This is a genomic window from Nitrospirota bacterium, from assembly GCA_040755395.1.
In the GTDB taxonomy this organism is placed as follows: Bacteria; Nitrospirota; Nitrospiria; order Nitrospirales; family Nitrospiraceae; genus DATLZU01.
In genome coordinates, this window is sequence record JBFMAX010000006.1 from 26,773 (window position 1) to 39,442 (window position 12,670).

Annotated in this window: 12 protein-coding genes; 7 read left to right on the plus strand and 5 right to left on the minus strand. The window is 59.9% G+C overall.

The window, feature by feature from the left end; translation table 11 throughout:
• Positions 1–208 precede the first annotated feature (208 nt).
• The 6 genes from rmuC to AB1555_10920 all read left to right on the plus strand — a co-directional run bounded on the left by rmuC (position 209) and on the right by AB1555_10920 (position 7,355).
• Positions 209–1,600, plus strand: a complete 1,392-nt coding sequence (gene rmuC / locus AB1555_10895) for a DNA recombination protein RmuC (GenBank protein ID MEW6247204.1) — start codon at positions 209–211, stop codon at positions 1,598–1,600.
• 751 nt (positions 1,601–2,351) lie between these two features.
• Positions 2,352–3,650 carry a ribonuclease H-like domain-containing protein gene (locus tag AB1555_10900; GenBank protein ID MEW6247205.1) on the plus strand — a complete coding sequence of 433 codons (1,299 nt, stop codon included), beginning with the start codon at positions 2,352–2,354 and terminating at the stop codon, positions 3,648–3,650.
• Positions 3,651–3,657: 7 nt separating this feature from the next.
• Positions 3,658–4,704: an adenylosuccinate synthetase gene (locus AB1555_10905; protein ID MEW6247206.1), complete on the plus strand. Its 1,047-nt coding sequence runs from the start codon at positions 3,658–3,660 to the stop codon at positions 4,702–4,704.
• A 34-nt stretch (positions 4,705–4,738) separates the two neighbouring features.
• Positions 4,739–5,758, plus strand: a complete 1,020-nt coding sequence (locus AB1555_10910; GenBank protein ID MEW6247207.1) for a hypothetical protein — start codon at positions 4,739–4,741, stop codon at positions 5,756–5,758.
• Positions 5,759–6,255: 497 nt separating this feature from the next.
• Positions 6,256–6,843, plus strand: coding sequence for a hypothetical protein (locus tag AB1555_10915; protein MEW6247208.1), 588 nt, complete (start codon positions 6,256–6,258; stop codon positions 6,841–6,843).
• A 107-nt stretch (positions 6,844–6,950) separates the two neighbouring features.
• Complete coding sequence (locus AB1555_10920) at positions 6,951–7,355, plus strand: PilZ domain-containing protein (GenBank protein MEW6247209.1); 405 nt, start codon at positions 6,951–6,953, stop codon at positions 7,353–7,355.
• On the opposite strand, the gene panC is transcribed toward AB1555_10920, so the two are convergent.
• The 4 genes from panC to AB1555_10940 all read right to left on the minus strand — a co-directional run bounded on the left by panC (position 7,333) and on the right by AB1555_10940 (position 10,810).
• The gene (gene panC, locus AB1555_10925; GenBank protein ID MEW6247210.1) at positions 7,333–8,232 is read right to left on the minus strand and encodes a pantoate--beta-alanine ligase; all 900 of its coding nucleotides are present in this window, start codon (positions 8,230–8,232) and stop codon (positions 7,333–7,335) included. The genes AB1555_10920 and panC overlap by 23 nt on opposite strands.
• Positions 8,229–8,795, minus strand: coding sequence for a 2-amino-4-hydroxy-6-hydroxymethyldihydropteridine diphosphokinase (gene folK, locus AB1555_10930; protein ID MEW6247211.1), 567 nt, complete (start codon positions 8,793–8,795; stop codon positions 8,229–8,231). Before folK ends, panC begins: the two co-directional genes overlap by 4 nt.
• Positions 8,796–8,891: 96 nt before the next feature.
• The gene (locus tag AB1555_10935) at positions 8,892–10,067 is read right to left on the minus strand and encodes an LL-diaminopimelate aminotransferase (GenBank protein MEW6247212.1); all 1,176 of its coding nucleotides are present in this window, start codon (positions 10,065–10,067) and stop codon (positions 8,892–8,894) included.
• A gap of 155 nt (positions 10,068–10,222) precedes the next feature.
• Positions 10,223–10,810 (minus strand): type 1 glutamine amidotransferase, encoded by a 588-nt coding sequence (locus AB1555_10940; GenBank protein MEW6247213.1) that lies wholly within the window; start codon positions 10,808–10,810, stop codon positions 10,223–10,225.
• Between the two features lie 310 nt (positions 10,811–11,120).
• Between AB1555_10940 and AB1555_10945 the strand changes: the two genes are divergently transcribed.
• On the plus strand, positions 11,121–11,945 hold the full coding sequence (locus AB1555_10945; GenBank protein MEW6247214.1) for a hypothetical protein: 825 nt from the start codon (positions 11,121–11,123) through the stop codon (positions 11,943–11,945).
• Between the two features lie 10 nt (positions 11,946–11,955).
• On the opposite strand, the gene AB1555_10950 is transcribed toward AB1555_10945, so the two are convergent.
• The gene (locus AB1555_10950; GenBank protein MEW6247215.1) at positions 11,956–12,648 is read right to left on the minus strand and encodes a methyltransferase domain-containing protein; all 693 of its coding nucleotides are present in this window, start codon (positions 12,646–12,648) and stop codon (positions 11,956–11,958) included.
• Between the last annotated feature and the right edge of the window lie 22 nt (positions 12,649–12,670).

Below are 12,670 nucleotides of genomic sequence, written 5' to 3' on the forward strand. Positions count from 1 at the left end.
CGATGGCGCTGGCCCTATCCTACCTTCCTCAATACCATGATTTCATCTGTCACGAACGAGATCCTTCTCTCAGGGGCGGTGTCCAACAAGTGGCGTCCAACGGCTTGACCTTTCTCGATGATTCTCGTAGGCTTACGCCGCTTTCCCCACACAGTCGGCGTGATTCAGATTCTAGCCTATTGCTGCGCCATGCGGCGGAGGTCGGCCGATGTTTGACGTGACCAGCCTCCTAGCGGGCTTCGCCGCCGGCCTTCTGTTGGGTGCGGCGCTCGCCGGCTTCTGGACCGCGGTGCGGCTCAGCGCACAGACGCACGCGCGCCTGATCGAAAGCGCAGAGCGGGCCCAGCGGGCGGAGGCGGCGGTCTCCGAGCTTCGTCGCCAATCCGAGCAGGAGCGGACCGAAGTTCAGCGGTTGAGGCAGGAACTGGCCGAGGCCCAGCAGGCGCGAGCCTCGGCCGAGACGCGCGCGGAAGAAGCCCTGAAGAATCTCCAGGAACAGAAGACGCTGCTCAGCCAGGCCCGGCAGGATTTGGTCGAGGCTTTTCAGGCGCTCTCCGGTGAGGCCCTGAAACAGAATAATGAAACCTTCCTGAACCTGGCCAAGACGTCCTTCGAAACTCTGCAGGCGGAGGCGAAGGGCGAGCTTGCGCAGCGCCAGCAGGCGATTCACGAACTGGTGAAGCCGCTCCAGGACGCCCTCAGACGCTACGAAGAGCAGCTCCACGCGCTCGAACAATCCCGCCAGTCGGCCTATGGCGGGCTGGACCAGCATCTCAAGCTTCTGGCCGAGTCACAGCAGCGGCTCCAGCAGGAGACCGGCAATCTGGTCAGAGCCTTGCGGGCGCCGACGGTGCGCGGCCGATGGGGCGAGATCACGCTGAAGCGCGTGGCCGAACTGGCTGGCATGGTCGCCCACTGCGATTTCATCGAGCAGGACACGGTCGACGGCGAGCAGGGGCGCCTGCGTCCGGACATGGTCGTGCACCTACCCGGCGGCCGGCAGATCGTCGTGGACGCCAAGACGGTGCTCTCGGTCTATCTGGAGGCCCACGAGGCGCCGGATGATCCGCAACGCCTCGAGCGGCTCAGACGACATGCGGCGCAGGTGCGGGCGCGCATGGACGAGTTGAGTCTCAAGGCGTACTGGAACCAGTTCCCTCAGGCGCCGGAGTTCGTGGTGTTGTTCCTGCCGGGCGAGCAATTTCTCGGCGCGGCGCTGGAGCAAGACCCGACGTTGATCGAAGACGGGTTCGCACGCGGGGTCGTGATCGCGACGCCGACGACGCTCATGGCCCTGCTCCGCGCGGTCGCCTATGGATGGCGGCAGGAACAGTTGGCGGCGCACGCCGAAGAGGCGGGCCGCCTGGGCAAGGATCTCTACGAGCGGATGGCCGTGCTGGCCGAGCACCTGAACGACGTCGGCCAGGCGCTGGGGAAAAGCGTGGTCGCCTACAACAAAGCGGTCGGCTCACTGGAGACGAGGATTCTGCCCGCCGCGCGCCGGTTCAAGGAGTTGGGCGTGGCGTCGGACAAGGAGATCCCTCCGCTGGAGCCGGCCGAGATCGTGCCGCGCAAGTGTCTGCCCGTTGACTCACCATAGGGCAAGCGCGCATTAGCCATGAACGCTTCTACTGCAATCGCACATTCGCTGCTCCGACGAGCCGGCGCGAGGGCTTCACAGCGCGCCGGCGGGCGGGCTCGCCGCTCAGTCGGTCAACGTACTTTTCAAGTACGCCTCCCTCCTTTGCGGCTCCACGCGCCCGTCTCGCAACGCGACTGTGCGATTTCGTCACGAACCGTCATGACCAATGCGCGCTAGGAGACCGCATGACCGACGAATAGGAGATGGTCGCGGAGTTTTATCGGCCGTTTCCGAACGCTTGCGACTGCCCCAACGGGATGTCGGCTTGCGGTCTTTCGCTTATGGCCCGTTCTTTGAATGCGGACACGCTTGAATCGCCATCCCTCAACAAGCGTCTTTACATCGTTATCGCCATAGTCTAAAGTCAGGCGATCTCGGGCCGGAGACGCTATACGAAGGCCATCACGATGGTGGAGTGCTGATAGTGTCGACGACCGCGGAAATCCTCCCGAGAACCTTCGTTCACCTCCCAGGAGTCGGCGCAACCATAGAACGGGCTTTGTGGCAGACGAGAATTACCTCTTGGGCGAAATTCCTGAAGTCCCCCGCGCCACTTCCTACCTCTCTCCGTGCGAGATCTGAAGTCCATCGTGTAGTCCATCAATCGCTGGAAGCATTCGATCGCGACGACGCATTCTTCTTTGCAGAGCACCTTCCCCGCGAGGAATGGTGGAGGCTGTATCCGAGTTTTCAAGCCAAGGCCGTCTTTTTGGACATCGAGACAACAGGGCTCTCCCATTACTACGACGACATCACGCTCGTGGGCCTCTATGACGGGGAACGGGTGACAACGCTCATCTCCGGGCATAATCTTCATCAACTTAACGACCTGCTCCCGCAATACCAGATTGTCATCACCTTCAACGGCACGCTGTTCGACATTCCGTTCCTGAAAACCAAGTTTCCCGCCCTGCAATTGCCGCCGATCCATCTCGATCTACGTTACCTGCTGAAAAGGCTTGGATACTCAGGAGGACTGAAACAGATTGAGCGGCGCCTCGGACTGAAGAGAAGCAAGGAAGCCGAATCGGTCGATGGACTGATGGCCACGGTCCTGTGGGCACGCTACCTCCGCGGCGATCTCAGCGCCCTTGAGCGGCTCGTGAAATACAACACGGCGGATGTAACGAGCCTATGGAGCCTCGTTCGGTTTAGCTGCCAGCGGCTCGCAAGCCGACTCCTCAACGGAACCGGATTCCCCCGGCAAGAACCTCGTCTTAGACGCCCCAAGCCCGTGCCTGTCCGAGTGTCGATGAATGGGCCAGGCGTCAAGCTGACCGTGGGCGGTCACAGGCTTGTGTTGAAATCGCGGCCGGGTGAGCGGCCTACAGTCACGCTCAGCAACCTCTTGGCGAGAATGCCCGGCACACTCAGAATGCCGAAGGTTGTGGGAATCGATCTTCGGGCCTCAGAGGAGCGGCCGACAGGCTGGGCTTTGCTCAAGGGTGAGTGGGCCGAGACGCGGTTGATCAAAACGGATAAGGACCTCGTCAAAGAAACAGTCGAGGAGGCTCCCGACATCATCTCGATCGATTCGCCCCTAGGCATTCCCCTTGGGCGATGCTGTACCGAGGAGTCTTGTCCATGCCGGGCCGAAGGCATCTTGCGCGAATGCGAGCGAACCCTGTGGAGGCGTGGGGTGAGGGTCTACCCCTGCCTATTGCCAAGCATGCGGAAACTGACAGAGCGTGGCGTGCGCCTCGCTAGAGAGTTTCGCAAGCGTGGATACACCGTGATCGAGAGCTACCCAGGCGCCGCCCAGGACATTATGCGAATCCCTCGTAAGCGATCCAGCCTGGAAGACCTCGCCAGAGGCCTGGAGGCATTTGGCATTCGTGGCGCGTTTCTCTCGCAATCCCGTAGCCATGATGAGTTAGATGCCATCACGTCGGCGGTGGTCGGATATTTCTTTCTTACAGGAGACTACGAAGCCCTGGGGGATAGTCGCGAAGAATGCTTGATCGTGCCAAAGCTAGACAATCTGGTAACAGCCATCACATCTCGATAGGCAGGCCATGCCCCTCACCGTTGTAGTCGGTGGACAATACGGCTCCGAGGGCAAAGGCAAAGTTACTTCCTACCTGGCTCTCCGGGATAACGTCGACATTGTCGTTCGCTGCGGAGGACCGAACTCAGGCCACACGGTCGAAGTCGGCGAGCAGCGTTACGAACTGCGTCTGCTTCCATGTGGCTTCATTAATCCCAATACGCGGCTGCTGCTTGCCGCTGGCTCGTTGATCAACGCGGAGATTCTCTTAACCGAGATCAAGGCTGCCGGCGTCGATCTTCGAAGGGTTGGCGTAGACCGAAATGCGGGAATCATTTCTGGCGATTACGGAGATGAAGAAGCCAGGCTTCTTCTGCGAGATCGTCTTGGTTCCACCCTGTCAGGAACAGGGATCGCGGTCGCCTATCGTGTGTTGCGAAGAGTGGATTTCAAATTGGCGAAAGACATCCCGGAGTTGCAGCCTTTTCTTACAGATGTGTCTGCAGAGGTAAACGCAGTGCTGGATAAAGGCGGCAAGGTCCTCATTGAGGGGACGCAAGGCTTCGGCTTATCCGTCTACCATTCGCCGCACTATCCCTATGCGACAAGTCGTGACACGACGGCCAGCGGGTTTCTAAGTGAAGTAGGGGTCAGCCCGCGGTTGGTGACCGACATCGTTATGGCAGTCCGGACTTATCCGATCCGTGTAGCAGGGAATTCTGGTCACCTTGAAAATGAAATCACGTGGGAGGAAGTCCGCCGGCGAAGTGGATATCCAACTGATGTTCGCGAATTCACGACGACCACCAAGAAACTGAGAAGGGTCGGTCTATTCAATCTGGAGTTAGTACAGCGAGCTGCGATGGTGAACAGGCCGACTCAGATCGCCCTCCATGGAGCGGACTATCTTTCATATTCGAACAAGTCAGTTCGCTCGATCGGTGAGCTTGGGAAAAGGTCCATGGACTTCATTGAAGGAATTGTGCAGAGTCTCTGCATTCCAGTGACTCTCATTGGAACAGGGCCTGCGAACGAAGAACTCATCGACTGCACGGTTGGATTTAGAAACGTTTAATCGCAGGAGTCTGTTTAGGTCAAGAAGGAAAGTGATGGCTTTCCAGGATTATCCAGAGCTGGCCACAAACGATTCTGATGCAGAAGCCCGCTTCGGACTCGCCAAGACAACTGACCCTTTCCCTGAGATCGCGAACGCCCTGCTCAACTCCGCTGATGTCTACGACTATGTCCGCATAACTGGCATGCTGTACCCATTTCATAAAGACAAACTCAAGTCGGGATCGTACGAGGCAGCGATCCGTGGGCGATGCCTGTGGTGGGATGAAAACGGAGAACGTCACGAAAAGCTACTGAGCGATGAGAACCAGGATGAGTTCCCATTGAAGGCCAATTCTATCGCCTTTGTGCAAGTTGAACCTTTCTTCAGGCTCCCCGACTATATAGCGTTACGATTCAATCTGAAGATCACTCATGTCCACCGAGGAATACTTCTGGGTACAGGCCCGCTGATTGATCCGGGTTTTGTAGGAAGGCTCCTCATCCCACTCCATAACCTGACTACTAATGAATACACCTTCAAGTGTGGCGAAGGGCTTATATGGATTGAGTTCACGAAGACGAGCCCTCTACCAGGCCATTCTGGAGCAGCAACGAATGCTTTTGGCCTAACGCGACACGGGAAATACGTTTCTTTCCCGGAAAGCAAGAAGAATCTGCAGCCAGAGTACTACCTTGTAAAAGCATCTCCGCACAGGTCTATTCGAAGTTCAATACCAGAGGTAATACGACGAAGCGAAGAGGATGCAAGGGAGGCCAGGGCGCTCGCCAGGAGAGCACAAGCTCATGTACAGACGCTACAACTTGCAGGAGGGGTTGTCCTTCTGTTGACATTAGGAGGTCTTGGATATGCAACATGGACGCTTATTCAAGATGCTTGGAAAGCGGTAGCTGACGTTCAGCAACATCTGCACTCTCACGTAGAGCAGGAGAAGGATCGAACTCGTATTCTCGAGGAGATATTAAGTCGGTATCAATCAACTCTGCAAAGCTCACCGGAAGGCCATACCTCGAAACAAAAGAGACTGCAAAAAGATGGAAAGGCACAGCGGTAACCAGGCCCTATTGCATTTTACGGTCAGACCTTGATTGCTTGGCCCCGATCTCGCTGCGCGGGTTTCATTACCGAAATGAGATCGTTTCCGTGATTAAAACTTCGCCGGCCACACGGTCGTCCCATTGAAGCTGATGGATCACTTTTTGGTAATTACTGTGGCTGCAATGGCCATCTTTTTGGGGTATCGATTGTTCGCCATCTTGCCGGTAGAGCGAGACCCGTTCGGCATGATCCATCCTCTTAGCCTAAAAGCGATATGGCCTAGAATAGTGCCGGGAGCAGTCCTAGTTCTGTTTGGGATTGGAATGATCATCTGGCATGTCGGCTGGAAATTTTGCTGAGAGATGACCACCACGTGCGCCGTCCCATGAAAACGAGAGTGGCTCTCTAGCATTAACAGAGTAGCAAATGGAACAAATGGTTCTCGTCCTTAAAGTATCTTCATTGCGTGCCCTTGTGGAATTTCAAGGGTATAGATTGACGACAGAGGAGTGCATGGATCTTCTGCTTCACCCTTTGAACAACCGCTTTGTAGATCGTAAGTCGGCCGAGGAGGATTTCCGTTACAAGCAATTGATTCCCTATGTTGTGCTTCGCTGCAGAGAGTTGGTCTTCACTTACGTCAGGGGAAAGAAATCGAGCGAATCACGCCTAGTCGCCATGAGATCAATTGGAGTCGGTGGCCACATTGAACCGACTGACCAAAGCCTGTTCTCGTCGGATCGCGAGATGTACTTGGAGGCAGCGCGGCGAGAGGTGAACGAAGAAGTCAAGATCGATACGCCCTACGTCGAGCACGTTGTGGCATTGATCAACGACGACTCGACCGACGTGGGCAGAGTCCACCTCGGCATCATGCACATTTGGGATTTGGCGGAGCCCAAGGTGACCAAGCGGGAAGGACTGATCACTCAGGCGGGGTTTGTACCGATTACGAGCTTGAAAAGCAAGCTAGACGAGCTCGAAACGTGGTCTCAGATCGCACTTCAGGTGCTTGAGGACTGTCGCGTCCCCAGTTGGGAGAAGAACATCGCAAGCCGACTGCGCGTTGCACCTGGGTGCCCTACGCAGTCAACAGAATGAGTGCGAGGCCGTCGATGAAGGGCCCCCATTGCCCTCAATGCGGCACCCCGTTTGTCCGCGTGACTCACCATCAGGGTCGCCTGGAGCCTCTGCTGAGGTGGTTCAGTGTGTATCCGTTCCGTTGCCAGGTCTGCACCAACCGGTTCGTCGCTCTGCGGCGCGGGATCAAAGATGCGACCCAGTCATTCGACCGCCGGGAGTACAAACGGCTGCCCACACATTTCCCCGCCGTCTTCGCCGCGAACCAGCTCTCTCTCGACGAGGTCGTGACCGATCTCTCGATGGGAGGATGTTCCGTGAGAACCACTCAGCCTCTGGCTCGCGGGACGTTCGTGGAGCTCCTGCTGAAGCCGTCCACTCGCGAGCCGGGGATCAAGGTCGAGACGGCGATCGTCTGCTGCGTGCGCCCGTCCGCCGTCGGCGTGAAATTCCTCGAAGTCGAGCCTCAAGAGAAAGCCCGTCTCAGTCGGGTGGTCCACAGCCTGCTCCTCAGCCAGACCGCCGCTCCTTAAGAACCGTTCGCCCGCCCCTACTTTTTCTCGCCGGAACGGTCACGAGCAGATTGTCGATCAGGCGGACTTTGCCGATCCTGATCGCGCCCAGCAGTGCGACCGTCCCCGCTGCGCGCCGCAGCGGTTCGAGCGTCCGGGCGTCGCACATGACGAGGTAGTCGATCTGGGCCAGCGGTTCGGCGGCCACGGTGTCGTGCATGGTTCGGCTGATCTGAACTCCGGACCGGATGCCGGATCGAATGGCGGCCCGCCCCGCTTGAAGGGCCCGATAGAGGACGGGCGCGGCGCGGCGCTGTGCCGTCGTCAGGTACACGTTGCGGGAACTGAGCGCGAGGCCGTCGGCTTCGCGCACGGTGGGGTGAATGACGACGCTGACGCCGAGATTCAGGTCCTCAACCAGACGTTGCACAAGCACCGCCTGCTGGTAGTCCTTCTGCCCGAAGACCACCAGGTGCGGTCGCACGAGGCAGAGCAGTTTCGTCACGACGGTCGCGACGCCTTGAAAGTGGAGCGGGCGCGCAGCCCCTTCCCACCGCCGCGCAAGATCGTGGACCGTGACGGCGGTCTGAAACCCGGGCGGATACATGGCTGCTCGGCTCGGGGCGAAAAGCACATCGACCCCTTCCTGCGCGCACAGGGCCCGGTCCTGCGCGAATGGCCTCGGGTAGCGGGCCAGGTCTTCAGCCGGGCCGAATTGCCGCGGGTTGACGAAGAGACTCACAACGAGCGCGTCGCAGGACAGGCGGGCCTTTCGGATCAGCGCGCGATGCCCTTCATGCAACGCGCCCATGGTCGGCACGAGGCCGATCGTCACGCCTTCGCGGTGGAGCCGGCAGCTCCACATCCCCATCGCCCGAGGAGTTGTGATGATGTTCATGAGATCGGCTCTCGCTCGGACGCGCGCGAGTGACAGGTGGGACGTGAGCCGTAGCGAGAGCGGGGCTGCGGGTCCAGCAGGCGGACGATCGCCCGGTCGCTCAGACCGTCTAGCAAGGCCTTGACGGTGCGGTTCAAGACAGGATGCGCCCAGTCCGGATCCAGTTCGGCGAGCGGCACAAGCGCAAATCGCCGAAGATGCACGCGGGGGTGGGGAATGACCAAATCCGGCTCCTGGATGATATGCGCGCCGTAAAACAGGATGTCGAGATCGAGCGTCCGTGGTCCGCCTCGGTGTTCCTGGTCGCGGCCCAGTGAAGATTCAATTTCCCGACAAACCTCCAGCAGGCTCCGCGCCGTCACGTCGGTCTCCATCCGGACGACGCCGTTCAGGAACCAGCCGGCGCCGGGATCGGTGCAGTCCGTGACCGGCTCGGTCTCATAGAGCGACGACACGCCGATGACCCGCGAATGGGGAAGCAGGCCCAGCAACGTCACCGCCCGATCACAGTAATCGAGCCGATCGCCCACGTTGGAGCCGAAGCCGATGAATACAGTGACCATAAGAAAATCGTCATACGTGACACGTGACTCGTGACACGAACGTGGAAATCCGCCGCGCGTTGCGCTCGTTACGCGTCACGCATCTCGCGTCACGTCTTAAAATCCCTCCTTCCGGATGCGTTCCACTGCTTCCGCCAGCCGCTCCTTGGTCGTGCAGAGGGTCATGCGAATATAGCCTTCGCCCGGCGCGCCGAAGCCGTTGCCCGGCGTGGTGACGAGCCCCGCCTTCTCCAACAGGTGCGCAGTGAAGGAGGCCGAGGTGTAGCCTTTCGGCACGGCGATCCAGACATAGAAGGCCGCTGGAGGGGTTTCGACCTCCAGTCCGAGCTTTTGGAGTCCCGGCACCAGCACGTCGCGCCGTTCTTGATAGATCTTGCGCAAGCCGTCGGTGACGGAATCCTCCAGCTCCAACGCCGTGATGCCGGCTTCCTGGATGGCCTGGAAGCACCCCGAATCCAGGTTGCTCTTGATCTTGAGTAGGCCGTTCAGCACCTGCCGGTTGCCGACCGCGAAGCCGATGCGCCAGCCGGTCATGTTGTAGGTCTTGGAAAGCGAATGGAATTCGATGCCGACGTCTTTTGCGCCCTCCACTTCCAGGAAACTGGCCGGCCGCCGCCCATCGTAAAAGATCTCCGAATAGGCCGCGTCGTGGCACACGATGATGTGGTTCGCTCGGGCGAACTCCACGACCCGTCGGAAATAGTCTTTGTCGGCGACGACCGAAGTCGGATTGTTGGGCGAGTTGAGGAACATCAGCTTGGCTTTCTTCGCCACGTCCTTCGGAATCGCGTTCAAATCCGGGAGAAACCCGTTCTGCTTGGTCAACGGCATGATGTGGGAAACGCCGCCCGCGAAGCTGGTCCCGACCGGATAGACCGGATAGCCGGGGCTCGGTACCAGCACCACGTCGCCGGGATCGACGAACGCCAGCGGCACGTGACCGATGCCTTCTTTAGAACCGATCAGGGTGAGGACTTCCGACGCCGGGTCCAGCGTGACGTTGAACCGGCGCTTGTACCAGTCGGCCACGGCCCGACGGAATGACAGCAGCCCTTCGTACGACGGATATTGATGGTTCTTCGGGTCGGCCGCCGCCTGTTTGAGGCGCTCGATGATCGGCGCCGGCGTCGGAAGATCGGGATCTCCTACCCCCAGGTTGATGATGTCCACCCCCCGTGCGATCGCGTCCTGCTTCATCTTGTCGATGGCGGCAAACAGATACGGGGGCAGGGTCTTGATGCGGGTTGCGTATTCGATCGGGAAACAGGACATGCGCATGAACTCCTTTCTTCAATCACTCTTGAGCTCTTAGCGATCAGTCGTCAGCCGTCAGCGCTGACTCGCTCTACCGGGAAGATCGAGTACGGCGCCGCATACGGACGTGCCTGCCGAGGAAGCGTTAGCCTACTAGAACCGGAGGCCGGCAATCAACGTGGGAGAGCGAGCAGATGGTCGATGAGTGCGCCGGCCCGGGCATGCAGGCGCGGCAGGTGCGGCAACGCCTGCGCGAGAAGCGCGGCCGGCTGGAGCCCCGCCCGCGCGACATCCTGCGGGCATTCGCGGGAGAGCGCGTCGATCCCGTTCCGCTCCATCTCCAGATGGAACAACAGCCCGTAGGCGCGATCGCCATAGCGGAACGCTTGCACAGGCGCGGCGGCCGACCCGGCGAGCGCCACGCAGCCGGCCGGCAGGTCGAAGACTTCACCGTGCCACTCAAAGACTTCGAACGTGTCCGGGAACCGGCCGAAGACCGGGTCTTTCTTACCGTCGTCCGTGAGCCGGATCGACGTCATGCCGATCTCCAACGCGCGGCCGGGACGCACCTGCGCCCCGAGCGCCTTGGCCATGAACTGGCTCCCGAGACAGATGCCGAGGACCGGTTGGCCGGCCTGCATCGCGGCATGAATGAAGGCCGTCTCCTCCGCAATCCAGGGGTCCGGGTCACTGACCGACATCGGCCCGCCCATGACGATCAGCAGATCGCCGGGGTCTTTGGGCACGCCGTCGCGAGGCACGAGGAACTTCTCGACAGTGACCTCGCGAGCATTCAGGTGCCGGGCAAAAACGCCCGGCCCTTCGAAGGGGACATGTTGTAGACAGACGGCACGCATCGACACCTCAGAGGCATTTCTCCACTCTCTCGCGCAAGCAAAAGCCTAAAGCACTTCCACGCACAAGTCTGAGCGTCACAGCAACCTGTCCAGTCGTTTCCGTCGGCGACATGAAGCACAACCGGCTCCCGATCGTCAAGCCCGCCGTCGGAGGGGCTGCCGACATCACGACCACCGTCTACCGTTTGCACGATGGCTGCGCTACAATTGGCCCATGCGGCACTACATTCGCAACGCCGAAGAGCTGGCTTGGCTGCTCGCGCACACGCACGGGTTTCGCGGCGGCTATGTCACCGACGTGCATGTCTCGAAACGCCGGCTGTTCGACGAGGAATCGGGACGCGACGTGCTCGCCGGGACGACGGTGACCACGGTGATCCGCTATCAGGTTCGCGGGGTCACACGGGTCGCCAAGCTGACGATGTTTGGCGTGACGGATTTCTCGATCTTCGAACAGGAAGGCGCCGACTGTTCGACGCTGGGCGTGATTCATGCCGAGGCCGGCGCCGACCGGCTGCGATTCTGGTTCGATCCGCAGGGGGAGCTGTACGTCGTCTGCGAGGAGGCGGAACTGGAGGAAGTCTCCAAGCCCTCCAGCGAGGCCGCGCTGGCGAGCCATCTGGCTCAATGGACGTTCCAGGCCGAGTCCGGCGAAGGACCGACGGTCGAATGGCTGCTGGCCGAATTGGATCGCGCGGGGCTTCCCTGCTCGTGGAAAGCGAAACGAGTCAACGGAGCGAGCCATCCGGCGGTCCGTTGGGAAGGCCAACTCATTCCCGCGTCCTCCCACGAGGCGCCGCACCTCGGCTCGGTCTTCGTCCAGACGTACGGACCGCTGGATGGAGCCGGGTTCGGGATCGTCCTGCAGACGTCCACCCATCAGAACGGCCAGGCCGGCCGGGTGCTCGCGCTGCTGGCCGATCTCATCGCTCGCACGTTTTCCGGTAACTGCCTGGTCGGGAATACGATTATTCCCGGGATGGACTGGGTCAACGGGAAACTCTTGGAACGCAGTCGATGGGTGGACGAGTCAGCGTGAGGCCGGCCGATCAGCTTTGAAAGGAACCGCCGCCGTTCTTAGACCCATTCGTGTGGGCTAAGCCGTTCGAGTAACCCGCCCGCTCGTTTTTGTTGTTCACGCACTCTACAAGATGCCAGAAGCGCAGCGGGTTGACTTTTTCTTTCCTCGCGACCTGCAACGTGGTCCCTTCCAACACGGTGTTGAGCGACAGGTCCGTGCGCCAACCGAGGTGCTTGGTCAGCGGGGAAATGACCTTCTCGACCGCGGCAATGAGCTTGTTGCCGTTGCTGAAGTGATTCAGCATCACGATCCGTCCGCCTGGTCGGCAGACGCGGATCATTTCGCTGACGACACTGCGATAATCCGGCACGGCGGTCACCACGTACGCGGCGACCACCGTATCGAAACTGTCGTCCGGGAATTCCATCGCGCCGGCGTCCATCCGATAGAGCCGCACATGGCTCAATCCGTGGGCCGAGGCCCGTTCTTTCGCTTTCTCCAACATGCCTTCCGAGAGATCGATGCCCACGATCTGGCAGTGGCGGGGGTACATCGGGAGCGCCAGCCCGGTGCCCACCCCGACCTCCAGGATTCGCTCATTGGGCTGCACGTTCAGGTTACGGATCGCGGATTCCCGTCCCTCGTGAAATACCTTGCCGAACACGTGGTCATAGATATTGGCGTAAGCCGTATAGACACGCTCGACTTTCTGAAGGTCCATGTTGCCTCCACGCCTCACACGC